Origin of the sequence: Kitasatospora sp. MAA19 (assembly GCF_029894125.1) — a bacterium.
Taxonomy (GTDB): domain Bacteria; phylum Actinomycetota; class Actinomycetes; order Streptomycetales; family Streptomycetaceae; genus Kitasatospora.
This window is the reverse complement of record NZ_JARXYZ010000034.1, coordinates 1-22,987: the sequence shown is the minus strand read 5'-3', so window position 1 is coordinate 22,987 and position 22,987 is coordinate 1. Positions and strand designations below refer to the sequence as shown.

General features: G+C 74.1%; 22 protein-coding genes. 9 read left to right on the top strand and 13 right to left on the bottom strand.

Annotated features, from left to right (window positions below; genetic code table 11):
• Positions 1-82: 82 nt before the first annotated feature.
• Positions 83-580, top strand: a complete 498-nt coding sequence (locus P3T27_RS33635; RefSeq protein ID WP_280685068.1) for an NUDIX hydrolase — start codon at positions 83-85, stop codon at positions 578-580.
• Between the two features lie 7 nt (positions 581-587).
• On the opposite strand, the gene P3T27_RS33630 is transcribed toward P3T27_RS33635, so the two are convergent.
• From P3T27_RS33630 to P3T27_RS33620, 3 genes are all read right to left on the bottom strand, one after another.
• On the bottom strand, positions 588-1,238 hold the full coding sequence (locus P3T27_RS33630; RefSeq protein ID WP_280685067.1) for a vitamin K epoxide reductase family protein: 651 nt from the start codon (positions 1,236-1,238) through the stop codon (positions 588-590).
• 68 nt (positions 1,239-1,306) lie between these two features.
• The gene (locus P3T27_RS33625; protein ID WP_280685066.1) at positions 1,307-2,134 is read right to left on the bottom strand and encodes a thioredoxin domain-containing protein; all 828 of its coding nucleotides are present in this window, start codon (positions 2,132-2,134) and stop codon (positions 1,307-1,309) included.
• 165 nt (positions 2,135-2,299) lie between these two features.
• Positions 2,300-2,974: a hypothetical protein gene (locus P3T27_RS33620; protein WP_280685065.1), complete on the bottom strand. Its 675-nt coding sequence runs from the start codon at positions 2,972-2,974 to the stop codon at positions 2,300-2,302.
• Between the two features lie 428 nt (positions 2,975-3,402).
• On the opposite strand from P3T27_RS33620, the gene P3T27_RS33615 reads away from it, so the two are divergent.
• Positions 3,403-4,290 (top strand): CHAD domain-containing protein, encoded by an 888-nt coding sequence (locus P3T27_RS33615; RefSeq protein WP_280685064.1) that lies wholly within the window; start codon positions 3,403-3,405, stop codon positions 4,288-4,290.
• A gap of 68 nt (positions 4,291-4,358) precedes the next feature.
• On the opposite strand, the gene P3T27_RS33610 is transcribed toward P3T27_RS33615, so the two are convergent.
• The gene (locus P3T27_RS33610; RefSeq protein WP_280685063.1) at positions 4,359-5,138 is read right to left on the bottom strand and encodes a uracil-DNA glycosylase; all 780 of its coding nucleotides are present in this window, start codon (positions 5,136-5,138) and stop codon (positions 4,359-4,361) included.
• Positions 5,139-5,308: 170 nt separating this feature from the next.
• Between P3T27_RS33610 and P3T27_RS33605 the strand changes: the two genes are divergently transcribed.
• The 3 genes from P3T27_RS33605 to P3T27_RS33595 all read left to right on the top strand — a co-directional run bounded on the left by P3T27_RS33605 (position 5,309) and on the right by P3T27_RS33595 (position 7,416).
• Positions 5,309-6,277, top strand: coding sequence for an SPFH domain-containing protein (locus tag P3T27_RS33605; RefSeq protein ID WP_280685062.1), 969 nt, complete (start codon positions 5,309-5,311; stop codon positions 6,275-6,277).
• Between the two features lie 76 nt (positions 6,278-6,353).
• On the top strand, positions 6,354-6,827 hold the full coding sequence (locus tag P3T27_RS33600) for a CBS domain-containing protein (RefSeq protein ID WP_280685061.1): 474 nt from the start codon (positions 6,354-6,356) through the stop codon (positions 6,825-6,827).
• Positions 6,828-6,909: 82 nt separating this feature from the next.
• On the top strand, positions 6,910-7,416 hold the full coding sequence (locus P3T27_RS33595) for a hypothetical protein (protein ID WP_280685060.1): 507 nt from the start codon (positions 6,910-6,912) through the stop codon (positions 7,414-7,416).
• An 8-nt stretch (positions 7,417-7,424) separates the two neighbouring features.
• Here P3T27_RS33595 and P3T27_RS33590 read toward each other — a convergent pair whose 3' ends face one another.
• The 4 genes from P3T27_RS33590 to P3T27_RS33575 all read right to left on the bottom strand — a co-directional run bounded on the left by P3T27_RS33590 (position 7,425) and on the right by P3T27_RS33575 (position 13,772).
• The gene (locus tag P3T27_RS33590; protein ID WP_280685059.1) at positions 7,425-10,337 is read right to left on the bottom strand and encodes an FAD-binding and (Fe-S)-binding domain-containing protein; all 2,913 of its coding nucleotides are present in this window, start codon (positions 10,335-10,337) and stop codon (positions 7,425-7,427) included.
• 196 nt (positions 10,338-10,533) lie between these two features.
• On the bottom strand, positions 10,534-11,538 hold the full coding sequence (locus P3T27_RS33585) for a glycosyltransferase family A protein (protein WP_280685058.1): 1,005 nt from the start codon (positions 11,536-11,538) through the stop codon (positions 10,534-10,536).
• A 198-nt stretch (positions 11,539-11,736) separates the two neighbouring features.
• Complete coding sequence (locus P3T27_RS33580) at positions 11,737-12,396, bottom strand: transglycosylase SLT domain-containing protein (protein ID WP_280685057.1); 660 nt, start codon at positions 12,394-12,396, stop codon at positions 11,737-11,739.
• Positions 12,397-12,935: 539 nt separating this feature from the next.
• Complete coding sequence (locus tag P3T27_RS33575) at positions 12,936-13,772, bottom strand: EI24 domain-containing protein (RefSeq protein ID WP_280685056.1); 837 nt, start codon at positions 13,770-13,772, stop codon at positions 12,936-12,938.
• Between the two features lie 199 nt (positions 13,773-13,971).
• On the opposite strand from P3T27_RS33575, the gene P3T27_RS33570 reads away from it, so the two are divergent.
• Positions 13,972-14,760, top strand: coding sequence for a serine protease (locus tag P3T27_RS33570; RefSeq protein WP_280685055.1), 789 nt, complete (start codon positions 13,972-13,974; stop codon positions 14,758-14,760).
• Between the two features lie 100 nt (positions 14,761-14,860).
• On the opposite strand, the gene P3T27_RS33565 is transcribed toward P3T27_RS33570, so the two are convergent.
• The 3 genes from P3T27_RS33565 to P3T27_RS33555 all read right to left on the bottom strand — a co-directional run bounded on the left by P3T27_RS33565 (position 14,861) and on the right by P3T27_RS33555 (position 18,269).
• Entirely contained in the window at positions 14,861-16,156 is a 1,296-nt protein-coding gene (locus tag P3T27_RS33565) for a helix-turn-helix transcriptional regulator (protein WP_280685054.1), read from the bottom strand.
• Positions 16,157-16,362: 206 nt separating this feature from the next.
• On the bottom strand, positions 16,363-17,802 hold the full coding sequence (locus tag P3T27_RS33560) for an amino acid permease (RefSeq protein WP_280685053.1): 1,440 nt from the start codon (positions 17,800-17,802) through the stop codon (positions 16,363-16,365).
• Positions 17,803-18,044: 242 nt separating this feature from the next.
• Positions 18,045-18,269 carry a hypothetical protein gene (locus P3T27_RS33555; protein ID WP_280685052.1) on the bottom strand — a complete coding sequence of 75 codons (225 nt, stop codon included), beginning with the start codon at positions 18,267-18,269 and terminating at the stop codon, positions 18,045-18,047.
• Between the two features lie 134 nt (positions 18,270-18,403).
• On the opposite strand from P3T27_RS33555, the gene P3T27_RS33550 reads away from it, so the two are divergent.
• Both P3T27_RS33550 and P3T27_RS33545 read left to right on the top strand, forming a co-directional pair.
• A complete protein-coding gene (locus P3T27_RS33550) occupies positions 18,404-19,408 on the top strand; it encodes a Ku protein (protein ID WP_280685051.1) in 1,005 nt (334 codons plus the stop codon).
• 45 nt (positions 19,409-19,453) lie between these two features.
• The gene (locus P3T27_RS33545) at positions 19,454-19,735 is read left to right on the top strand and encodes a hypothetical protein (protein ID WP_280685050.1); all 282 of its coding nucleotides are present in this window, start codon (positions 19,454-19,456) and stop codon (positions 19,733-19,735) included.
• Between the two features lie 57 nt (positions 19,736-19,792).
• Here the strand turns inward: P3T27_RS33545 and P3T27_RS33540 are convergent, their stop codons facing one another.
• Both P3T27_RS33540 and P3T27_RS33535 read right to left on the bottom strand, forming a co-directional pair.
• The gene (locus tag P3T27_RS33540; protein ID WP_280685049.1) at positions 19,793-21,181 is read right to left on the bottom strand and encodes an NADP-dependent succinic semialdehyde dehydrogenase; all 1,389 of its coding nucleotides are present in this window, start codon (positions 21,179-21,181) and stop codon (positions 19,793-19,795) included.
• A 134-nt stretch (positions 21,182-21,315) separates the two neighbouring features.
• On the bottom strand, positions 21,316-21,594 hold the full coding sequence (locus P3T27_RS33535; RefSeq protein ID WP_280685048.1) for a DUF6158 family protein: 279 nt from the start codon (positions 21,592-21,594) through the stop codon (positions 21,316-21,318).
• A 216-nt stretch (positions 21,595-21,810) separates the two neighbouring features.
• Between P3T27_RS33535 and P3T27_RS33530 the strand changes: the two genes are divergently transcribed.
• Positions 21,811-22,809, top strand: a complete 999-nt coding sequence (locus P3T27_RS33530) for an adenosine deaminase (protein WP_280685047.1) — start codon at positions 21,811-21,813, stop codon at positions 22,807-22,809.
• Positions 22,810-22,987: the final 178 nt, after the last annotated feature.

The following is a 22,987-nucleotide window of genomic DNA, read 5'->3' as shown; positions in this document are numbered from 1 at the left end:
GACTAGGGTACGAACCACCGCATCGGGCACCGGGGTTGCGGCAGAGTGGCCACCGCGACAGGGCACCGGCGGAGGAGGCGCGATGACGGACACCTGGCTCTCGGAGCAGGACTGGCTGGCCGGGCTGCTGCGCGCCTACGTCGGCTGCAGCGTGCTGCTCACCGACCGGGTGGGCAACGTCCTGCTGCTGAAGGCCAGTTACCGCGCCCAGTGGCAGTTCCCCGGCGGGGCGATGGACCCGGGCGAGGGCCCCGCCGACTGTGCGGCCCGCGAACTGTGCGAGGAGACCGGGCTGGTGGCCGAGGGGCTGCGGCTGCTCGTCGTCGAGTGGCGCGACCCGATCCCCGGGCAGGGTGAACACGCCTACCCCGCCGTGCAGTTCATGTTCGACGGCGGCACGGTCGGGGCCGGCGCCGCCGTCCGGGTGCAGGTCGAGGAGATCGCCGACTACGGGTACTTCACCCCCGCGCAGGCGTCCGCGCTGCTGCACCCCTGTGCGGCGCGCCGGCTCACCCGGGCCCTGGAGGCCCGGCGCACCGGCGCCACCGCGCTGCTGCACTCCGCGGGCTACGTCGGGTGACGCGTCGTCAGACCAGGGTGCTCCAGTAGTACCAGAACCGGTTGAGGATCAGCAGCGCGATCACCGCCGCCCACAGCACCGGCACCGCCCAGTGGTAGCGCGCCGCTTCCCGCACGACCGTCCGCAGCCGCGGGCCCACCGGGATCACCCCGGTGCGCAGGTTGTGCAGCGTGGTGTACCAGAACAGCACCACCACCGTCGCCCACACCACCATGCAGTACGGGCACAGCGCGCCGATGTCGTACAGCGCCTGGTCGATCAGCCAGTGCACGAACACCACCCCCAGCAGGGTGCCCGCGTGCAGTCCCAGCCAGAACCAGCGCCGGTACGCGGCGCCGGCCAGCAGCCCCGCCCCGATCGCCGCCAGCGCACCGAAGGCGGCCAGCCCCAGCAGCGGGTTCGGGAAGCCGAAGACCTCCGCCTGCTCGGTGCGCATCACCGAACCGCAGCTGATCACCGGATTGAGGTTGCAACTGGGGATGTAGGAGGGGTTCTCCAGGAGGCGGAGCTTGTCGACGGTCAGGACGGCCGAGGCGGCCAGCCCGACCAGCCCGCCGAGGAACAGCAGCAGGGAGAACACCCGGCCCGCGCCGACCGGCGCACGGCCGGCGGCGCCGGGGACGGGGCGGGAGAGGTGCACAGGGGTCGCGGCGGTCATGGCAGCACACTCCGGTGGCTGGGAGGGGCCAGCCCGGCCGGGGTTCGGCCGGGCCGGTGGTGCCGTGCTTACTGCAGGCCGGCGGCCTGCTTGACCTGGGCGGTGAACTGCTCGGGCATCACCGTGGCCTTTCCGCTGAACAGGGTGATCGGCTTGCCGTCCACCGTGACCGTCGGGGTGCCCGTCACCCCGCTGCCGTTGAACGCGTCCGCGACCTTCGCCGCCCACGGCGCGTACGTCCGGTCCGTGACGGCCTTCACGAAGGCGTCCGTCTTCAGGCCGGGCACCTGACCGGCCAGGTCGAGGATGCGGTTGACGTTGCCGAAGCCGTCCTCCCGCTCGTCGGGCTGGTTGGCGTACAGCACGTCGTGGAACTGCTTGAACTTGTCCACGCCCTCGTTCAGCGCGGCGCCCGCGGCGGCCAGCGCGGTGTGCGAGCCCTTGCCGCCGAGGCTGCTGTCCAGGAACGCCGCGAGGTGGAACTCGACCTTGATCGAACCGTCCTCGGTCAGCTTCTTGACCGTCTCGCCGTTCGCCGCCTCGAAGTGCTTGCAGATCGGGCAGCGGAAGTCCTCGTACACCGCCATGGTGTGCGGGGCGTCGGCCTTGCCGTAGGTGACCACCGTGCCGTCCGGACCGGAGGCGTTCGCCGGCACGACCAGCTCGGTCGGCGCGGGTGCGGGCGCGCCGGCTGCGGCCGGCGTCTCGTCCTTGCCCGACGCCGAGTTGATCGCGAGGGCGGTGCCGCCCGCGAGGGCGAGCACCACGACGGCGGACACCGCCACGACGATCCGCTGACGACGCTTGGCCGCCAGCTGTTCGAGGCGCTGCGCCTCCTGGATCCGCTCACGGGCGCTGATGCGCTTGGACTGCTGGTTGCCGGAGGTCTGAGCCATGGGAAGTCAACTCCTGTACGCGGCGCGCGGATGCGCGCGGGGAGCCGCACCGGGTGCGGCGGGATGGTGAACGCGGGAGTTGTGCGCGCTGCCTGCGGACGTCGTCGGCCGTCGGCCGTCGGCCGTCGGCCGTCGGTCGACGAAGACGAACGGGCGGGACCGGGATCAGCAGGCAGGCGCGAAGACCGGCGGGCCACGCCGGGGAGCCGGGCTCAGCACCACGTCCTCGCGGCGCGGCCGCGGGTGGTCCGACACCGGCAGCGGCACCCGCAGCACCGGGCGCACCGGAGCCGGGAGCAGCAGCAGGACCAGGGCGCGCAGCGGGCGGGCCAGCGACTGGCGCAGCGCGCGCAGGGCCCGGGACAGGCCCGACAGGGCCGCATCGCCCAGCCGCAGCCAGGCCGCGGCCGCCAGCGCGATCACCAGATGCACCAGCAGGAGCAGCAGCTGGGTCGCCGCCGGGGCCAGCGACCCCGCGTGGCCCAGCGGGCCGGACAGCAGCGATCCGTCCACCGAACCGCCGCCACACACCAGCAGGTTCACGCCGCGCGCGGGCACGTGCTCGGACAGGATCGGCCCACAGCCGGTCTGCCCCAGGTTGAACGTGGTGTTGAGCATCAGCTCGACCGGCACCAGCACGCCGGAGATGTGCAGCATCCGCCGCTCCCCGCCGGCCAGTGCGGCCGCGACCAGGAAGACGACGGCGGTCGCGGCGGCCACCAGGGAGAGCGGCAGCGGGCGACCCGTGATGACCACCTGGCCCAGCGCGGACAGCGGCACGGCGAGCGCGGTGAACACCGCGGCCCGCAGGGCCCTGGTCGCATGGGTGGAGGTCGTCACGCCCCGGAGTATGCCACGACGCTTACACCCGGCACGAGGGTGCGTACCCGGTGAGGGGGAGCGGCGTCCTGCCGGAGGGCGGTCGTTCATCTGCCTGACGCCCTGTCAACGGCGACGGCCGACGTCGCTTCTCCGTTCGATCGGCCGGGGCGCAGTGTGCGTGCCGTGGACGAACTGAGCTTCCGGGGGAAGGGCCGGTATCGTCCGTCCTGGTCGCAGCTTGCGCCACTGGGCGTCGTGTTGGCCCTTCGAGGGGCTTTCGCCCCACCGTGGCCGGAGTCGTCGCGGGCCTGCTCATGGCGGTTGTCGTCGCGGTCGTCGTGATACTCCGGAGCCGGTGGCCGGGAGCCGGCGGTCCGGGCATCGCGCGGCCGGGTTCAGTAACCTGGATGGCGTTCCCGGCGACCCCGACGAGGGGGTGAGTGCTCATGGCGCGTCCCGAGGCCACGGTGGGGCAGGTGCTGCTGGCCCGCATCGAGGGCCAGGTGGCAGTGCTGGCCAGCCTCGACGACGCCGTCCGGGCGGACGAACCGGACGCGGTGCACCGGATGCGGGTCGCCTGCCGGCGGCTGCGCAGCGCCCTGCGGACCTTCCGGCGGCTGTTCACGCCCGGGGCCACCGACCACCTGGTCACCGAACTGCGCTGGCTCGCCGCCGCCCTCGGCGGCGCGCGGGACCGCGAGGTGCTCGCCGAGCGACTGGCCGCCCAGGCCCGCGAACTGCCCGCCGGCTGTCGCCCGGAGCAGGTCGCGGCGGAGCTGGAGCGGTGGGGGCGGGCCGAGTACCGGCAGATCTGGCCCGAGGTGGTCGCCGCGCTCGACAGCCCGCGCCGCCGCGCCCTCGCCGACGGCCTCGCCGCCCTCCTCGCCGACCCCCCACTGCGCCGCCGGGCCGACCGCGCCGCCACCCCCGAACTGGCCCGGATCGCCGAACGCGAGCAACGCCGCACCGGCGAGCGTGTCCGGGCGGCCCTCGCCGCCGGGACCGCGCCCGCCGAGCAGCGCGACCGCGCCCTGCACGACGCCCGCAAGGCCGCCAAGCGCGCCCGCTACGCCGGCGAGACCGCCGCCCCGGCGGTCGGCGCGGCCGCCGAGCGGTACGCGGAGCGGATGAAGGCCGTCCAGGAGCTCCTGGGCGAGCACCAGGACGCCGTGGTCGCCGCCGACACGCTCGCCGGGCAGGCCGCCGGCAGCGGCGAGCCCTTCGGCCTCGGGGCGCTGTACGCGCGCCAGCTCGCCGCCGCCGAGGCGGCCCGAGCCCGCCTGCCGCAGGTGTGGGCCCGGGCGGCGGGGCACAAGTTGCTCCGGTTCGGGTAGGGCCTGTCCGGCGGATCCTGCCGGGCCCGCGACGCCGGGTCCGCCGCAGGGCCGCACACCGTCTGCGGCTACTCCGGCGCGGGGCTGAGCCCCGCCGACCGTGCGGCGGTGCGCAGCAGGGCGCGGAGCATGGGGGTGGTGAGGCGGCCGGTGTTGGTGTTGCGCGGGCTCACGTGGTAGCAGCCGAACAGCTGGAGGGCGGGGCCGCCGTCGACGGCGGGGAGGGTGACCTGGGCGCCGTGGCCGAAGGCGGGGCGGGGCCGGGGGACCTGCCAGCCGGCGTCCGCGAGGGCCGGCAGGAGGGCCTGCCAGGCGAAACCGCCGAGGGCGACGACCGTCCGTACGGTGGGGCGCAGCAGCTGGAGTTCGCGGGTGATCCAGGGGCGGCAGGTGTCGCGTTCGGCGGTGCTGGGTTTGTTGTCGGGCGGGGCGCAGCGGACCGGGTCGGTGATGCGCACACCGTACAGTCGCAGGCCGTCGCCGTAGCGGACGGACTCCGGGCGGTTGGCGAGCCCGAGGTCGTGGAGTGCCGCGTAGAGCAGGTCGCCGGAGGGGTCGCCGGTGAAGATCCGGCCGGTGCGGTTGGCGCCGTGGGCGGCGGGGGCGAGGCCGACCAGGACGAGCGGGGCGTCGGGCGGTCCGAAGCCGGGGATCGGGCGGGCCCAGTAGTCCCAGTCCTGGTAGGCGCGGCGCTTGGTGCGGGCGGTCTCCTCGCGCCACTCGACCAGGCGCGGACAGGCCCGGCAGTCGGTGACGACGCGGTCCAGCACGGTCAGCGAGTCGGCGCGGGCGGCGGCCTCGGCGGGGTGGCGGGGGTCGCCGGGGTCGTCGGCGGGGGACTGCGGCATGGCCAGATCCTAGGGCTCGCCGGCGTTGTTCCGGGCTTCGTTCCGGGCTTCGTTCCGGCTGTGCCCGGGCAGGCGTAGCGTGGAATCAGCTGCTCCGGCGGCCCCCGGCTGGGCCGGGTCGGCGACGGCCGGGACTCGCTGGTGCGCGAGCAGGCCGCAAGGAGGCCGCGATGATCGTTGATGTCGTGCTGGGTGCCATCGGGGGGCTGGCCGGATTGGGGGCGATCTGGGTGGGCCTGAGTGTCCGGGTCGTCCAGCAGTTCCAGAAGGGGGTGGTGTTCCGCTTCGGCCGGGTGCGCGAGGAGGTGCGCCAGCCCGGGCTGGTGGCGCTGCTGCCGATCGCGGACAAGCTGCGCAAGGTGAACGTGCAGATCGTGACGATGCCGATCCCGGCGCAGGAGGGCATCACCCGGGACAACGTGACCGTCCGGGTGGACGCGGTGGTGTACTTCCGCGTCGAGGACCCGGTGAAGGCCACCGTCAACGTGCAGGACTACAACTTCGCGATCTCCCAGGTGGCGCAGACCTCGCTGCGCTCGATCATCGGCAAGAGCGAGCTGGACGACCTGCTGGCCAACCGCGAACCGATCAACCAGGGGCTGGAGTTGATGATCGACAGCCCGGCGCTGGGCTGGGGCGTCGAGATCGACCGGGTGGAGATCAAGGACGTCGCGCTGCCGGAGTCGATGAAGCGCTCGATCGCCCGGCAGGCGGAGGCCGAGCGGGAGCGACGGGCACGGATCATCACGGCGGACGGCGAGTACCAGGCCTCGGCCCGGTTGTCGGAGGCGGCAGCGGTGATGAGCGCGACCCCGGCGGCGCTCCAACTGCGGTTGCTGCAGACGGTGGTGGAGGTCGCGGCGGAGAAGAACTCGACGCTGGTGCTGCCCTTCCCGGTGGAGCTGCTGCGGTTCCTGGACAGCGCGACGGAGAACCAGCAGCGGGCCGCGGTGGCGGCTGCGGCTGCCGCGGCGAAGGCCGCCGAACGGGCCGCCGTGGATCGGGAGGAGGCCGCGAAGGCGGAGGTCGAGCAGGAGTCGAAGCCCGGACCGCCTCCGTTGGAGGAATTGTTGGATCAGTCGCCGCTGTCGCGGACGGACGCGGCGGACGGGCGTGCGGAGTCGGACTCGGCGGCCTGACCGGTGCCCGGTGGCGTCCGCCGCGGGCCCGGACCACGATGGACAAGGGGGCGGAAGCCAGGTCAGGAGGCGGATCATGACCAGAGCCAGCGACATCATGCACCCGGGCGCGGAGTGCATTCGCGAGCACGAGACGCTCGCGGCCGCCGCCCGGATCATGCGGGAACGGCACGTCGGCGCGCTGCCCATCTGCGGGGAGGACGACAAGCTACTGGGCATCGTGACCGACCGTGACATCGTGCTGCGCTGCGTCGCGGAGGGCCGGGATCCGGCCCGGGTGACGGCGGGCGAACTGGCGATGGGCCGGCCGATGACGGTGGAGGCGGACGACGACACCGAGCAGGTGCTGCGGGTGATGGAGCAGCACCGGGTGCGTCGGCTGCCGGTGATCAACCACCCGGAGCACAAGCTGGTCGGGATGATCAGCGAGGCGGACATCGCGCGCGGGATGCCGCAGGCCCGGGTCGCGGAGTTCGTGGCGGCGGTCTGCGCGGAGGAGCCGCCCAAGGTGGAGGCCCTGACGGCGAAGGCGCCCGAGGCGGAGGTCTGACAGCGGAGGTCTCACGCCGAGAATCCGGCTCGGGTGGTAACTTTTGTTACCGAAACCCGCACTTGTTAACTATAGTTGTCGCATGACGTCGATCGAGATCACCCCCGAGGAACAGTCCGCGCTGGTCAAGGCCCTCACCGACGCCCTGAACCCCCTCGCCACCGCCGTGCGCTCCCGCGAGACCGGGCTGCCCGAGGACCGGATGTGGCACGGGGACCCGGCCGAGGTCGCCCTCTCCGTCCTCGCCGCCTGGAAGGTGGTGGACACGGAGGTCAAGCGGCTGACCGCGATCGCGGCCGGGACCGCCGGCTCCTACGGCGCGAGCTACGAGCAACTGGGCGCGGCCTGGGGCATCACCCGCCAGGGTGCCCGGAAGAAGTGGCCCGACGCCCGCCCGGCGGCGCAGCCCGGCAGGCTCGAACTGTTCGGCGGCACCGCGGAGTTGGTTCGGGACGCGGAGTCCGGCGGCTGGCGCTGGACGGGCGTCGGCGCCGACGGGGCGCTCGGCGCGGCCGACCGCGGCCACCCGGCGAAGGAGGAGGCCGCGGCCCACGCCGGCGCCTTCCTCAAGGAGCACGCGGCGGACTGAGGAGGACCCTAGCGCAGCGCCCGGGCGATCAGCTCCGACAGGTGCAGGGCCTGCCTCCCCTCGGCGAGTTGGGCGATCTGGGTGCGGCAGCTGAAGCCGTCGGCCAGTACCACCGTGTCGGGGGCGGCGGCCCGGACCTCGGGGAGCAGGACGCGCTCCGCGATCGCCTCGGAGATCTCGAAGTGGCCCTGCTCGAAGCCGAAGTTGCCGGCCAGGCCGCAGCAGCCGGAGTCCAGCACCCGGTTGCGCAGGCCCAGCCGTTGCTCGACCCGGCGGTCGGCGGCGCTGCCGAGGACGGCGTGCTGGTGGCAGTGGGTCTGGGTGACGGCGTCCAGCGGGATCCGGGGGAGCGGGGCGTGCGGTGCGTACTCGTCGAGGAACTCGGCGAAGGTGCGGGTGCGTTCGGCGAGCGGGCGGCCGTCCGGGCCGAGCAGCCGGGGCAGGTCCTCGCGCAGGGTGGCGGTGCAGCTCGGGTCCATCCCGACCACCGGGGTGTCGGCGGGCAGTGCGTCGTCGGCCAGCACCCGCAGGCTGCGGCGCAACACCCGGCGGGCGGTGCCGAGTTGGCCGGTGGAGTACCAGGTCAGGCCGCAGCAGACCGGGCCGGCGGGCAGTCGGACGTCGAAGCCCAGGTGCTCCAACACCTCGACGGCCGAGCGCAGGACGTTCGGCTGGAGGTGGTCGGAGAAGGTGTCCGGCCACAGCAGCACCGGCCGTGCGCCCGCGGGGGCCGGGTGCGTGGCGCGGTGGCGCCGGTACCAGCGGGTGAAGGTCTCCGGCGGGAGGATCGGCAGGACGCGCCGCCGGTCGATCCCGCCGAGCCGCTTGAGCAGCCCGGCGGCCGGGGAGCGGGCGATGGTGTTGGCGGCGCCGGGGGCGAGGGCGGCGGCCCGCAGCCACAGCGGCAGCCAGCCCATCGAGTAGTGGGCGAGTGGGCGGGGCCGGTGCCGGTAGTGCTGGTACAGGAACTCGGTCTTGTAGGTCGCCATGTCGACGTGGACCGGGCAGTCGCTCGCGCAGCCCTTGCAGCTCAGGCAGAGGTCCAGCGCCTCCCGGACCTCGGCCGAGCGCCAGCCGTCGGGGATCGCCCCCTCCGTCCGGTGGCCGGAGGGCTCCCCCGCGCCGCGCAGCATCTCGGCGAGCAGCCGGGCCCGGCCCCGGGTGGAGTGCCGCTCCTCGCCGGTGGCCATGTAGCTGGGGCACATCACCCCGGTGCTCGGGTCCACGCACTTGGCGACGCCGACGCAGCGGTGCACCGCCTTGGCCAGGCTGCCGCCGTCCTGCTCGTACGGGAGGGCGAGCGGCAGCGGGCGGCGCGGCGCGGTGACGAAGCGCAGGTCGGCGTCGAGCGGGCGCGGGTTCACCAGGGCGCCCGGGTTGAGCAGGTTCTCCGGATCCCAGATCCGCTTGAACTCGCCGAACAGGGCGATGACTTCGGGAGAGTACATGCGGGGCAGCAGTTCGGCCCGGGCCTGCCCGTCGCCGTGCTCGCCGGAGAGCGAACCGCCGTACGAGACCACCAGGTCGGCCGCCTGCTCCAGGAACTCCCGGAAGACCAGCACCCCTTGGGGCTCGTCCAGCGGGAAGTCGATCCGCAGGTGCACGCAGCCGTCGCCGAAGTGCCCGTACGGGACGCCGCGCAGGCTGTGCCGGCGCAGCAGGCCGCGCAGGTCCCGCAGGTAGTCGCCGAGGCGCTCGGGCGGGACGGCGGAGTCCTCCCAGCCGGGCCAGGCCTCGCCGCCTCCGGGCAGCCGGGTGACGATCCCGGCGCCCGCCTCCCGGACGGCCCAGAGCTGGCGCTGCTCGGTGGGGTCGGTGACGAGGGCGACGGCGGCGGAACGCTCGCGGCGCACCTCGTCGGCGAGCCGGCGGGCGGCCTGGTAGGCCTCGACGGGGGTGGCGCCGCCGGTCTCCAGGAAGAGCCAGCACTCGCCCGCGGGCAGCCGGTCCAGCGCGGGCGGGCGGGGGCCGGCGGCGAGCAGCGCGGCGATCAGGTCGGCGGCCATGCCCTCGGCGGTGAGCGGCCGCAGCGGCAGCAGCGCGGGGATCGCGTCGGCGGCGGCGCCCTCGTCGGGGTAGCCGGCCACCACCAGGGCGCGCGCGGGCGGTTCCTCGACCAGCCGGACGGTGGCGCCGAGCAGGAGCGCGCAGGTGCCCTCGGTGCCGGTGAGTGCGCGGGCCAGGTCGTGGCCGCGCTCGGGGAGCAGGGCGTCCAGCGGGTAGCCGGAGGTGCGGCGCGGCAGTTCGGGCAGGCCCTGGCGGATGGTGGCGAGGTTGCGGTCGGTGAACTCCTGGAGACCGCGGTGGAGTTCGCCGGCCCGCCCGGGCAGGGTGCGGAGCGCGGCGCGTTCCTCGGGGGTGAGTCGCCCGCCCACGGTCAGTTCGGTGCCGTCCGCCAGCAGCAGCTCCAACTGCTCGACGTTGTCCGCGGTGCGCCCCCAGGCGAGCGAGTGCGAGCCGCAGGAGTTGTTGCCGATCATGCCGCCGAGGGTGCAGCGGCTGTGGGTGGACGGGTCGGGGCCGAAGCGCAGCCCGTACGGCCGGGCGGCGCGCTGGAGGTCGTCCAGGACGGTGCCCGGCTGGACCCGGGCGGTGCGGGCCTGCGGGTCGACGTCCAGGACCGCGCCGAGGTGGCGGCGGAAGTCGAGCACCACCGCGCCCGGGCCGATCGCCTGCCCGCCGATGCTGGTGCCCGCCCCGCGCGGCACCACCGGCACGCCGTACTGGCGGCAGAGCGCGAGCGCGGTGCGGACGTCGTCCAGGTCGGCGGGTTTGACCACGCCGAGCGGCAGCTGGCGGTAGTTGGACGCGTCGTGGCTGTAGACGGTCCGCTCGGCGGTGCCGAAACGGACCTCCCCACACAGGACGGCGGCCAGCTCGCGGGCCAGCTCGGCCCCGGGGACGGCGGACGGACGGCTCACCAGGGACCTCCGGGCGGCGACGGCGACGGCTTCGGCCGATCATGGCAGCCGCGGGCCCGCAGGGGTACCGGGCGCGACGGGGGTACCGCCGACGGGGTGTCCTGCGGCACTCCGGGGGCGCGTGATCACCGGCCCCCGGAGTGCCGCCCCGGCCGGTGGCCGGCGGACGGCGGCGCCGCGCACGCCCGACGCCCGGTCACTTGCGGCCGGTGAGCGTGCCGCGGGCGATGTGGGAGAGCTTGGCCATCTCGAACGCCGGGTAGGCGCCGCCGGCCAGCAGCGAGAACTTGATCCCCTCGCGCCCGGCCGGTCGGCGGTGGCCGGGGGGCTGGAAGCGCCGGTGGTGTTCGGCGGCCCGGTGGAAGAACGGCGGTCGCTCGGCGCGGGTGACGCACCCGGCGAGGTCGAAGACGAACAGGTAGTGCCGGATCATCCGGACGAACAGCGCGTCCCGCACCGCGTACAGGTGCGGCTGGTCCTCCAGCAGCGCGAAGCTGCGCTCGTACTGGTCGAAGAGGTCGAACACGCTGCTGCCCGGCGATCCGGTCGGGTGGACGGTCTCGCGGCGGCGCAGCTGCACGCACTCGCGCGGCAGCACGGCGATCCGCCGCGCGGCGAGCAGCGCCGCGTGCACCACCGGGATCTCCTCGTACCGGCCGTCGGGGAAGGCCAGCCGTTGCTCCTCCCAGTGGCCGCGGCGGATCAGGCGGTCCCAGATCAGCGGCGGCGCGCCGAACAGCGCGGGGCGGTCGAAGGGCTCGAACACCTCGGGGCCGGCCTCGGCCAGCAGCGCCTCCGCCCCGCCCGGCCAGTCCCGGTCGTTGTGCCGGCGGGAGTGGCCGAACAGCAGCAGGTCCACCGGGCCGGTCTGCTGCAGCCGGTCGGCGAGGGTCTGCAGCGCGTCCCGGGGCAGCAGGTGGTCGGCGTCGAGGAACAGCAGGTACTCGCCGGTCGCCCGCGCCGCCCCCGCGTTCCGGCTCACCCCGACTCCGACCGCCGCGTTGAGGTGCAGGACCGACAGCCGCGGGTGCCGGGCCGCGTACGCGTCGGCGAGCCCGCCCGCGGTGTCGGGGGAGCGGTCGGCGACCAGGATCACCTCGACGTCGCGGAAGGACTGGGCGAGCAGGGAGTCCAGGCAGTCCGCGAGCTGTTTCTGCTGGTCGTAGGCGGGGAGCACGACGCTGATGAGGGGTGAGGGCATGACGCCGGAGCGTAAGAGGGCGCGCTGACCGTGGCAAAGCCCTGACGGTGCGTAATTCCGAGCAATCTGCGGCAAATCGTACGACCGTGCGCCATATCTTCACGCCGCCTGCCGGACGCGTCCACGACAGTCGGCCGGACGGCGCGAGGCCCGCGACGCGTTGCGCGTCGCGGGCCCGGAACGTGCCGAAGGGTCGGCTCAGTACCAGTGGTGGTTCTGCCAGAACGACCAGGCGGCGCAGGGGCTGCCGTAACGGGAGTTCATGTAGTCCAGGCCCCACTTGATCTGGGTGGCCGGGTTGGTGCGCCAGTCGGAGCCGGCCGAGGCCATCTTGGTGCCGGGCAGCGCCTGGACCAGGCCGTAGGCGCCGGAGGAGGCGTTGACGGCGAGCGGGTTCCAGCTGCTCTCGCGGGACACGATGTTGCTGAAGCACTGGAGCTGGCCGGCCGGGACGAGCTGGGCGGCGATCTGCTGCGGGCTGCCGGACGGGGCCGGGGCGCTGGTGAGGTTCTGGCGCTGCTGGGAGCGGGAGGCGGCGGCCTGGGCGTCGGCCTGGGCCTTGGCGTCCGCCTGGGCCTTCGCCTCGGCCTCGGCCTGGGCCTGCGCGTCGGCCTGGGCCTTCGCCTGGGCGGCGGCCTCCGCCTCGGCCTGGGCGGCCTGGCCGGCAGCGGCAGCGGTGTCAGCCTGGGCCTGGTCGTTGACCGGCTTGCCGTCCACCGTGACGGCGGCCGCGGGAGCGGCGGCCTCGGCGGTGTTCCCGGCCTGCGGGATGGCGAGGGCGGCGGTGGCGGCGCTCGCGACGACGAGGGTGGTGATGCCGGTGATCAGGGAGTTGCGGCGGGCATGGCTGAGCTGCATGAAGCGGACGATCCTTTTCCGTCGGGGGCCGTGCCGGTGGCACTGGGTGCGGGGCATCGCACGGGCTCCCGGGTGAGCGGGGGCCCGCGCGGCCGTCCGGGACGGCCGTGGCGCCCCGGCGGAACTGGCGGGGCGGGCGGGCTGCGCGGCGTCGGGGTCGGCCGCGCTGCCTGGCGACGGGCCATTCTTGGCAGGGCCGGGGACGGGCCGCAAAGGCGTCCGCCACTACGGCGGGTAGTAGCCGCGGGGCGGTCGCGGCGGGGCGCGTCGGTGGTTTCGGGGTAATTTGTCCGACTTGTGCGTTTAGGGGTCGGAAGCCGGTGGCGCGGACGGAGCGCGAGGGCGGGAGGGGTGGTGGCCTGCGTTGTTCGGGGTGGGTCCGGCCTCGGGGGTGCGGCGGCGGCCCGGGGTCGAGTGGTCGGGCGGCGCCCCGAGCGGGGCCATCCACTATCGGGGGCCGTAGACGGTGAACCCCGTGTGGGCGGCCTCACATGTTCGGCGGGCCGACTTCGGCGCAGGGTGACCGGCCGGTCACCGCCTCAGGAGGCCGTGTGCGGGCTCCCGGGGACGGGCTGCGCGCCGACGGGGGTGATGTCGGTGTCGGCAGCGGCGGTGTCGGAGCTGGGGGACGGCTCCTCCTCCGCCGGAACCAGGTCGCGCGCCAGCAGGGTGGCGCCCGCGACGGCCCCCGGCATGGCGAGGACCGTCACCAGCGGGATCAGGAACGCCAGGATCAGCGGTGTGCCGAAGCCCAGTGCCAGTCCGAGCCGGGCGCGCAGCAGCCGGATCCGTTCGGGCTGCGGCACCCCGCGCCGCTGGAGGGCGACGGCCGCCAGTTCGACGGTCAGGAAGAAGCCGGACACCAGGAAGCCGAGCACCGGCACCACCGTCTGCCCGATCACCGGGATGAACCCACAGGCGAACAGCAGCACGCCGAACGCGGCCACCCGCACCAGCACGTACACGCTGTCCCGCACCGCGATCACCAGCTCGCGCCAGAGCGGCGACTCCGGTGGCGTGGGTGCGCCGCCCTCGGTCTCGTCGACCTTGGCGCAGAGCGCCTCGTAGAAGGGCTGCCCGACCAGCAGTGTGACGGCGGTGAAGGTGAGCAGCGAGAGCAGCAGTCCGCCGCCGAAGACGATCGCCGCGAGCGCGTCGCGCAGCAGGCTCTGCCAGGGCGAGCCCCAGTGGTCGGCGAACGGGGTGGCCCAGCCGGCGAGGTCCTTCGACCAGCCGCCGAGGAAGACGAGCGCGACGGCGTACCCGACCAGGGTGAGCAGTGCGGGCAGCATGCCGAAGCCCCACCAGCGGCCGTGCCGGGCCACCCACTTCTGGCCCTCGACCAGGTACTTCATCCCCGCCGCAAGATCTCGCATGGCGATCACCTTAGACCGACCGGCACATGGTGAGCGGCGTCGCGACGCCCACCATGTGCCGGTCGGTCTAAGGGCTTCCCCGCCCGGAACCCCGCATTGCCGTGTTCCTGCCAGTTTCGACCGGCAAGGCCCGACTCCTCCCGTCGCGCCTCCCGTCGGGCCACCCTCGGTGCTCCCCGACCTGTCATGGAGGAGCCTGATGAAGCGTCAATTCAGCAGATTGATCGTCCTGTTGGCGTCCCTGGTGCTCGGCGCCGGCGCGCTGGTGCTGCCCGCCGCCGCCTCGCCCGCGCCCTCGCCGACCGTGGTCGGCGGCACGCGGGCGGCGCAGGGCGAGTTCCCGTTCGTGGTGCGGCTCTCGATGGGCTGCGGCGGCGCGCTCTACACCCCGCAGATCGTGCTCACCGCCGCCCACTGCGTCAACGGCACCGGCGCCGACACGAGCATCACGGTCACCCTCGGCGTGGTCGACCTGCGCAGCGGCAGCGCGGTCAAGGCCCGCTCGTCGTACGTCTACCAGGCGCCCGGCTTCACCGGGGCGGAGAACGGCGACGACTGGGCGCTGATCAAGCTGTCCTCGCCGGTCGGCAGCAGCCTGGTGACCACGCTGCCGACCGCCGACTCCACCGCCAACGACAGCGGCACCTTCACCATCATGGGCTGGGGCGCCGCGACCGAGGGCGGCGCCCAGCAGCGCTACCTGCTCAAGGCCACCGTGCCCTTCGTCGACGACTCGACCTGCGCCAACGCCTACCCGGGCCTGAACACCGCGGCCTCGCTCTGCGCGGGCTACGTCGACCAGGGCGGCGTCGACACCTGCCAGGGCGACTCCGGCGGGCCGATGGTGCGCCGGGACGCGGCCGGCCGCTGGGTCCAGGTCGGCATCGTCAGCTGGGGCAACGGCTGCGCCCGGCCGGGCTACCCGGGCGTCTACACCAAGGTGAGCACCTACGCGGCCGACATCGCCTCGGCGGCGGCCGGGCTCTGACGCCGGTGCGGGCCTGAGCGGGCGCCCGGAGGCGCGCCCGCGGAGCGTCCGTGGGAGCGTTCGGAGGAGCGCCCGGGGGAGGTCGACCACCCCCGGGCGCTCAGCAGTTCGCCGAAGGCCGGTCCGGCCGGAGCCGGTCCGTCGAGGGCCCAGCCGCCGAGGGCCCGGCTGTCGCAGGCCCGTCCGCCGAGGGCCTGGCTGCCGAGGGTCCGTCCGCCGCAGTCCGGTCCGCCGCTGAACCGCCCAGCCAGGCCCGGGCCCGGCGCCGCTCGTAGGCGATCCGGCCGGTGGCGTCCGGCGGCAGCCGGGAGAGCACGGCGGCCGCGGCCTCGCGCCGCCCGGCCCGGGCGTACGCCCCGGCGAGGCGGCCGGCGACCAGCGCGTGGTCGTGCGGGTGGACGGCCGGGTCCAGGCGCCCCAGGGCGGCGCCCAGGTGGGCCACCGCCGCGTGGGCGTGGTCGGAGCGGCCGGTGCGGACGGCGAGGTCCCGGTGGCAGGTGCCGTGTGCGACGCCCAGCACCAGATCGGCCCGGGCCGGCCCGGGCGTCGGTTCGCCGGCCCGCCGGGCGGCCTCGGTCAGCCGCTCGGCTTCGGCCAGCGCCCGCCACGCCTCGGGCGCCGCGCCGGCCAGGGCGTGGGCGTGCGCCTGGGCGAGGGCGGCCCAGGCCCGCAGGCCGGGCAGTGAGCGGGCGACGGCGTGGGCGGCCTCGGCCAGGGCGAGTGCGGCGGCCGGGTCGCCGCTCCACCAGTGCAGGGTGCTCTGCCGGGCCAGCAGGGCGGCCGTGGTCGGCTGGTCGTCGGCCGCGCGGGCCCATTCCAGCCCGGCCGCGTACCAGCCGAGCGCGCGGGTGCGGCGGTCGCCCTCGAAGTGGGCCCAGCCGGCGAGTTCGGCATAGCGGGCGGCGAGCGAGCGGACGGCGGGGGCGGTCCCGCGCGGGGTGGTGTGCTGCCAGCCGGCCAGCGTGCGGGTGTGGTGTTCGAGGACGGCGGTCAGCTGCTCGCCGCCGATGTGGGTGGCGGCCGCGCGGTAGACGTCGAGCAGGTGGCCGAGTACCTCGAAGGTGACGGCGTCCGGCCGGTCCGCCGAGGGCCCTGGTCCGGCCCCGCCGAAGGGCGGCCGGGCGGGGGCGGCGAGCTCGCCGAGGCGTTCGCGCTCCCGTCGGACGGGCTGCCAGAGGGCGGCCAACTCACCTCCGGTGAGCAGGAGTTCGTCGGCCCGGGCGGGCAGCCCCGGGGGCGGCCAGCGGCGCGCGTTCTCCACTCGGCTGATCAGTGAGTTGTGGTAGCCGAGCAGGCGGCCGAGTTCGGTCTGGCTGAGCCCGCGGGCCTCGCGCCAGTGGCGCAGCCGGTGGCCGAAGCGCAAGCGCGCGGACGCAGGGGCGGGGAGGAGCGGCAAGAGGTCTCCCGGGAAGGGTGGGGGAGCGCTCGTGGGGGAGCGCCATGCCCAGGTATCCCCCTTGACGTGCCATCGTCAAACTGTTGTTCCCGTCGTCGTCACGTTGTGGATCGAGGTCCGGGCCCGGTGCCGGGCCCGGGAACGGCACCGGGCCCGGGAGCCTCCGCAACGGCTCCCGGGCCCGGCACCGCCGCGGCGCGGACGGGTCAGGACTCCGCCGCCACCGCGGCCCGCCGCCGGCGGCCCACCACGGCCGAGGCCGCGAGCACGATCGCCGCGGCGACCAGCGACAGGTACATCTGCTTGCGCCCGTCGGCGTCGGTGAACATGTACGCCACCACGAACCCGATCATGCCGATGGCCGTCCAGGTCAGGTAGGGGTACAGCCACATGCGGACGGTCAGTCGCTCGGGAGTCTCCCGCTCGATGATCCGGCGCATCCGCAGCTGGGAGAAGCAGATCACCAGCCAGACGAAGAGCGCAATCGCGCCGGAGGAGTTGAGCAGGAACGCGAACACCGTGTCCGGCGAGGTGTAGTTGAAGAACACGGCGACGAAGCCGAAGACCACCGAGGAGAGGATGGCCACCCGCGGCACGCCCCGGTCGGTCACGGTCGCGAAGGCCTTGGGCGCGTCCCCGCGCCGGCCGAGCGAGAAGGCCATCCGGGAGGCCGTGTACATCCCGGAGTTGAGGCAGGACAGCACGGCCGTCAGCACGATCACGTTCATCACCTGGCCGGCGCCCGGAATGCCCACATGCTCCAGCACCGCCACGTACGGGCTGCCCTTGACGGCGGCCGAGTCCCACGGCAGCAGGGTGACCACGAGCAGGATCGAGCCCAGGTAGAAGATGCCGATGCGCCAGATCACGCTGTTGGTGGCCTTGCTGACCGCGCGCTCCGGGTCCTCCGACTCGCCCGCGGCGAGGGTGACGATCTCGCTGCCCATGAAGGCGAAGACCACCGTGAGCATGCCGGTGAACACCGCGCCCACGCCGTGCGGCAGGAAGCCGCCGTGGCCGGTCAGATTGCTGGTGCCGACCGCGTGGGTGCCGGGCAGCAGGCCGAAGACGGCGAGCGTGGCGATCACCAGGAACGCGGCGATCGCCACCACCTTGATCCCGGCGAACCAGAACTCGAACTCGCCGTAGGAGGCCACCGAGAACAGGTTGGTGGCGGTCAGCACCGCCATCACGATCAGCGCGAACGCCCACTGCGGCACGCCGGGCATCCAGGTGTTCAGGATCTTCGCACCGGCGGTGGCCTCCACCGCGAGCACCACGACCCAGAAGAACCAGTACAGCCAGCCGATGGTGAACCCGGCCCAGCGGCCGAGCGCGCGGTCCGCGTAGGCCGAGAACGAGCCGCTCTGCGGGTCGGCCGCCGCCATCTCGCCGAGCATCCGCATCACCAGCACGACCAGCACCCCGGCCAGCGTGTAGGAGAGCAGGATGCCCGGCCCGGTGGAGGCGATGCCCGCGCCGGAGCCGACGAACAGCCCGGCGCCGATCACCCCGCCGATGGCGATCATCGACAGGTGGCGGTTCTTGAGCCCGGCCTTCAGGTGGCCATCGCCGCCGTGCCCGGGCGGCCCGGGCTGGTGGGGGGCCTGGGCGGCTGCCGCAGGCTTGGTGGTGTCCGCACTCATCAGGTGAGTCCTGTGCCTTTCCCGCGCGGCGCGACCCTCGGCTCGTTGCGCCGAAGGGTGGGGGACGGACCCGCGCATTGCGGTGCAACCTAACTTCTTCGGCCGCTTATCGGAACAGCACTTCGGTAACTGTTCGCTCACCGGACACGAAAGGCCAGGTCAGGGGGGTGGACAAGCAGTGCGAAAAGCTCAAATCTGACGCATTGCCAGTGGTTTGGCGGCGTTCCGGGCCCTGCCGGGCCTCACGGCCCGCGCAGCTCCAGCACGGTGATCCGCGCCGCGTCCGTCGGCCGGCCAGTGAGGCGCGCCGCCAGGATCCGGGGGAGGTCGCCCTCCTGCGAGTACCCGGGCAGCACCGCGACCTCCGCCCGCCGCACGCCGGCCTCGCCCCGTACCGCGTAGACCACCCGGTACACGGTCCGCTCCGGGGGTGGTGGCGCGTCCTGCCCACGGCTTCGGACGGTCATCCGCATCGACCTCCTCGGCTCATTGTCGGCCCGGTGTGGCCGATCGGGGCAAACCCGGGCACAGTGGGATTCTCGGCACGTCCCCGGTACGGGGACGCCCCGTCGGGCGGGAACCTCCGGGAAGGAGCGATCCCATGCAGACCACCTGGAAGGGGACGATCAGCTTCGGGCTGGTCAGCATCCCCGTCCACCTCTACTCGGCCACCCAGGAACACGACGTCCCGCTGCACCAGGTGCACGCCAAGGACGGCGGACGGGTGCGGATGAAGCGGTACTGCGAGCGGGAGGAGAAGGAGGTCCCGTACGCGGAGATCGCCAGGGGCTACGAGTCGCCCGACGGCCGGACGGTCACGCTCACCGACGAGGACCTCGCCGACCTGCCGCTGCCCAGCAAGAAGATCATCGACGTGCTGGCCTTCGTGGACGCCGGCGAGATCGACCCGCTGATGTTCTCCAAGGCCTACTACGTGGGCGTCGCCGACAAGGCCGCCGCCAAGCCGTACGCCCTGCTGCGCGACGCGCTCACCGAGTCCGGGCAGATCGCCGTCACCAAGATCGCGCTGCGCACCCGCGAATCGCCCGCGGTGCTGCGGGTGCACGACGGCACGCTGGTGCTGCAGACCTGCATCTGGCCCGACGAGGTCCGCCCGGCGGCCGGCATCGCGCCCGAGGAGGACGTCACCGTACGGCCGCAGGAGCTCAAGATGGCGCGGTCGCTGATGGACACCCTCTCCGAGGACTTCGACCTCGCCCAACTGCACGACGACTACCAGCAGGCCCTGCAGCAGGTGATCACGGCCCGGCTGGAGGGCGTCGAGCTCCCGCACGAGGAGGAGGCGGGCGAGGCGCCGGACAACGTGATCGACCTGATGGAGGCACTGCGCAGCAGCCTCAAGCAGGCCAAGGGCGGGCGGGCCACCGCCGCCGGATCCGGACCGGAGGAGGACGGGCCCGCGCCCCGCGGGCGCGCCCCGGCGACGAAGCGCGCCGCGTCGGCGGGGGCCGCCTCCGAGCCTGCCCCCGAAGCCGCCGCCCCCGCCGCCAAGAAGGCCACCGGGGCGAAGCGGACCACGACCGGAAAGGCCACGACCGGAAAGGCCACGACCGGAAAGTCCACGGCTCCGCGCAAGGCCTCCTGAGCCCCGCGGATCCGGCAGCACCCCGAGAACCCGGAGGCGATCCCGATGGACCTGCTGACCTACAAGGAACTCGACACCGACCCCGACACCCCGCAGCACCTCGGGCCGGCCCAGCGGGCCTGGCACTGGCTGCTCAGCCTCAATCCGACCGCCGTGGTGTTCATGGTCGCGCTCTCGCTCGGCCTGGCCATGGTCGGCGCCCAGGTGAGCTGGCTGCCGATGCTGGTGCTGATGGCCATCGTCTGGGGCGCGACCCTCCTCGCCCTGGTCGGCGTGGTCGCCCGCTGGATGACGCCCGGCCGGGGCAGGCACCGGATGGCGTCCTGACCCGGCCGCGCCGACCGCACCGGTCGCGCCGCTCGCGTCCGGCGGATCCGGGGGCGCTCAGCCGATCCACACCGTGGTGACGTTGCAGAACTCCCGGATCCCGTGCCCGGACAGCTCCCGGCCGAACCCGGAGCGCTTGACGCCGCCGAACGGCAGCGCCGGGTGGGAGGCGGTCATCCCGTTGAAGAACACCCCGCCGGCCTGGATGTCGCGTACGAAGCGCTCCTGCTCGCCCTCGTCCCGGGTCCAGACGTTGGAACTGAGCCCGAACGGCGTGTCGTTGGCGAGCGCCACCGCCTCGTCCAGGTCGGCGACCCGGTAGACGGTGGCGACCGGGCCGAAGGTCTCCTCCTGGTGGATCCGCATGGCCGGGGTGATGCCGGTCAGCACCGTCGGCTCGTAGAAGTACCCGGTGTCCCAGCCCTCCGGGCGCCCGCCGCCGCACTCGACCCGGGCGCCGTGCGTGCGGGCGTCCTCGACCAGTTCCTCCAGGTCGTCCCGGCCCTGGCGGCTGGCCAGCGGGCCGACGTCGGTCGCCTCGTCCATCGGGTCGCCGACGCGCAGCTCCCGCATCGCCTCGGTGAACGCGGCGGTGAAGCGCTCGTAGACGTCGGTGTGCACGATGAAGCGCTTGGCGGCGATGCAGGACTGGCCGTTGTTCTGCGCCCGGGCCCGGACGGCGGTGCGCACCGCCGCGTCCAGGTCGGCGCTGGGCAGCACCACGAACGGGTCGCTGCCGCCCAGCTCCAGGACGGCCTTCTTCACCTCGTCGGCGGCGGTGGCGGCGACCGCCCGCCCGGCCGGCTCGCTGCCGGTGAGCGTCACCGCGGCCACCCGGCGATCCCGGATCACGCCCTCGACCGCGCCCGAGCCGATCAGCAGGGTCTGGAAGCAGCCCTCCGGGAAGCCGGCCCGCCGGAACAGCTCCTCCAGCGCCAGCGCCGTCCGGGGCACGTTGGAGGCGTGCTTGAGCAGGCCGACGTTGCCCGCCATCAGGGCCGGCGCGGCGAACCGGATCACCTGCCAGAACGGGAAGTTCCACGGCATCACGGCCAGTACCGCCCCGAGCGGGCGGTAGCGGACGTAGGCGCGGGCGGCACCGGAGTCGGCGACGTCGGCGGGAGCCGGGTGCTCGTCGGCGAGCAGCGCCTCGGCGTGGTCGGCGTACCAGCGCATCGCCTTCGCGCACTTGGCGGCCTCGGCCCGGGAGGCGGCGATCGGCTTGCCCATCTCCTCGGTCATCGTGCGGGCGATCGCCTCCAGGTCCTGGTCGAGGAGGTCGGCGGCCCGGCGCAGCAGGTCGGCGCGGGCGGCGAAGGGGGTGGTGCGGTAGCCGTGGAACGCGGCCGCGGCGCGGGCCAGCCGCCGTTCGACGCCGGCCGCGTCGAGGGGTTCGAAGGTCTCCAGGATCTCGCCGGTCGCGGGGTTGACACTGGCGATGGGCATGCGGGGCTCCCAGGGGGTCGGGGTCCGGTGCGTCTGCGCCTCTCACCCTCTCCGACACCCCGCCCGCGGGCACGCCACCACCGCCCGGCGTGTCCCGCCGGGAGCCGGTTCCACCCGGGCGACGACCCGGGCAGCTACTCGGGCAGCGACTCCACCCGGGCCGCCGCCTCCCGGGCCCGGGCACCGGCCCTGGTCCGCCCGGCCGTCACCAGGCGGTCGGGGAAGCGGTGCAGATACTCGGCCTCCAGCTGCCCCGTGCGCAGGGTGTGCCGCTTCAGCGCCTCGTCCGAGCCGTACAGGAACGTCTCGTGGCGGGTGCGGTGGAGTTGCTCCAGCTCGTGCAGCAGCGTGTCGTTGCCCAGGGCGTGCGGGGAGACGCCCTCGGGCCGGACGTGCGGGTCGATGTACCGCATCTCGGTACCTCCTCGACGGAAGCCCCCTCCTACCGGTTGCCCGCTGCCCCCGGCCGGTACACCCCAGCCGTGCACCCTTCACGACGTGCCCGGCCTCCGCGAGCGACGTGCCCGGCCGCCGCGACCCGCCCATCCGGGCCGGTCGTGATCGAACAGCTCGTAGGATGAATCTCTGGACGCTTCGCCCCCACCCCCTACAGCTCGGACAGATCCCCCATGCCGCTCCCCAAGGCCGAACTCCACCTGCACATCGAAGGCACCCTGGAGCCCGAACTCGCCTTCGCCCTCGCCGCCCGCAACGCCGTCGCGCTGCCCTACGCCGGCACCGAGGAGCTGCGTGCGGCCTACTCCTTCAGCGACCTGCAGTCCTTCCTGGACCTGTACTACGCGCTGATGGCCGTGCTGCGCACCGAGGAGGACTTCGCCGACCTCGCCGACGCCTACCTCGCCCGCGCGGCCGGGCAGGGCGTCCGGCACGCGGAGATCTTCTTCGACCCGCAGGCGCACACCGCGCGCGGCGTGCCGCTCGGCGTGGTGGTCGACGGGCTCACCCGGGCGCTGGCGCGCAGCGAGGAGCGGTACGGGATCAGCACCCGGCTGATCATGTGCTTCCTGCGGGACGAGTCCGCCGAGTCCGCGCTGGAGACCTTCGAGGCCGCCCGCCCCTACTTCGACCGGATCGCGGGCATCGGCCTGGATTCCGCCGAGGTCGGCCACCCGCCGGCCAAGTTCCGCGAGGTCTACCGGCGGGCCGCCGAGGCCGGGCTGCACCGCGTCGCCCACGCGGGCGAGGAGGGCCCGGCCTCCTACATCACCGAGGCGCTGGACGTCCTCGGCGTCGAGCGCATCGACCACGGCCTGCGCTGCCTGGAGGACGGCGACCTGGTCGCCCGCCTGGTCCGCGAGCAGATCCCGCTCACCCTCTGCCCGCTCTCCAACGTCCGCCTGCGCTGCATCGACACCCTCGTCGACCACCCGCTGCGCGAGATGCTGGAGGCCGGCCTGCTGGTCACCGTCAACTCCGACGACCCGGCCTACTTCGGCGGCTACGTCGACGACAACTTCCGGGCCGTCCGGCAGGCCCTCGCCCTCGACCAGGAGGCCCTCCGCCGCCTCGCCGCCAACTCCTTCCGAGCCTCCTTCATCGACGACGAGCGCAGGGCCCAACTCCTCGCCGAGGTCGAGGAGTTCGTGTTCGACGCGGTCGAATTCTGACGGGGATCCCGACCGAGCCCCGGTCCCGGGCGGGCTTCCTCGTCGGCTGCTCGGGCACCGCCGCCTTCAGCGAGCTCACGGGACGGGACTATCACGATCTAGGTGTACGGCACCCGGTTGGCCTAGCTGTTGATCTTCCTGGTGGGCGTAGGCCGGATGGTCTACGCCCGTCCGGCTG

Excerpts from the sequence above, each read along its gene's own strand:
- P3T27_RS33545 (WP_280685050.1), top strand. The coding sequence starts at position 19,454 with ATGGACCTGCTGACCTACAAGGAACTCGACACCGACCCCGACACCCCG.
- P3T27_RS33540 (WP_280685049.1), bottom strand. The coding sequence starts at position 21,181 with ATGCCCATCGCCAGTGTCAACCCCGCGACCGGCGAGATCCTGGAGACC.
- P3T27_RS33560 (WP_280685053.1), bottom strand. The coding sequence starts at position 17,802 with ATGAGTGCGGACACCACCAAGCCTGCGGCAGCCGCCCAGGCCCCCCAC.
- P3T27_RS33585 (WP_280685058.1), bottom strand. The coding sequence starts at position 11,538 with ATGCCCTCACCCCTCATCAGCGTCGTGCTCCCCGCCTACGACCAGCAG.
- P3T27_RS33605 (WP_280685062.1), top strand. The coding sequence starts at position 5,309 with ATGATCGTTGATGTCGTGCTGGGTGCCATCGGGGGGCTGGCCGGATTG.
- P3T27_RS33530 (WP_280685047.1), top strand. The coding sequence starts at position 21,811 with ATGCCGCTCCCCAAGGCCGAACTCCACCTGCACATCGAAGGCACCCTG.
- P3T27_RS33635 (WP_280685068.1), top strand. The coding sequence starts at position 83 with ATGACGGACACCTGGCTCTCGGAGCAGGACTGGCTGGCCGGGCTGCTG.
- P3T27_RS33600 (WP_280685061.1), top strand. The coding sequence starts at position 6,354 with ATGACCAGAGCCAGCGACATCATGCACCCGGGCGCGGAGTGCATTCGC.
- P3T27_RS33610 (WP_280685063.1), bottom strand. The coding sequence starts at position 5,138 with ATGCCGCAGTCCCCCGCCGACGACCCCGGCGACCCCCGCCACCCCGCC.
- P3T27_RS33625 (WP_280685066.1), bottom strand. The coding sequence starts at position 2,134 with ATGGCTCAGACCTCCGGCAACCAGCAGTCCAAGCGCATCAGCGCCCGT.
- P3T27_RS33555 (WP_280685052.1), bottom strand. The coding sequence starts at position 18,269 with ATGACCGTCCGAAGCCGTGGGCAGGACGCGCCACCACCCCCGGAGCGG.
- P3T27_RS33630 (WP_280685067.1), bottom strand. The coding sequence starts at position 1,238 with ATGACCGCCGCGACCCCTGTGCACCTCTCCCGCCCCGTCCCCGGCGCC.
- P3T27_RS33580 (WP_280685057.1), bottom strand. The coding sequence starts at position 12,396 with ATGCAGCTCAGCCATGCCCGCCGCAACTCCCTGATCACCGGCATCACC.
- P3T27_RS33595 (WP_280685060.1), top strand. The coding sequence starts at position 6,910 with ATGACGTCGATCGAGATCACCCCCGAGGAACAGTCCGCGCTGGTCAAG.
- P3T27_RS33550 (WP_280685051.1), top strand. The coding sequence starts at position 18,404 with ATGCAGACCACCTGGAAGGGGACGATCAGCTTCGGGCTGGTCAGCATC.
- P3T27_RS33535 (WP_280685048.1), bottom strand. The coding sequence starts at position 21,594 with ATGCGGTACATCGACCCGCACGTCCGGCCCGAGGGCGTCTCCCCGCAC.
- P3T27_RS33570 (WP_280685055.1), top strand. The coding sequence starts at position 13,972 with ATGAAGCGTCAATTCAGCAGATTGATCGTCCTGTTGGCGTCCCTGGTG.
- P3T27_RS33615 (WP_280685064.1), top strand. The coding sequence starts at position 3,403 with ATGGCGCGTCCCGAGGCCACGGTGGGGCAGGTGCTGCTGGCCCGCATC.
- P3T27_RS33575 (WP_280685056.1), bottom strand. The coding sequence starts at position 13,772 with ATGCGAGATCTTGCGGCGGGGATGAAGTACCTGGTCGAGGGCCAGAAG.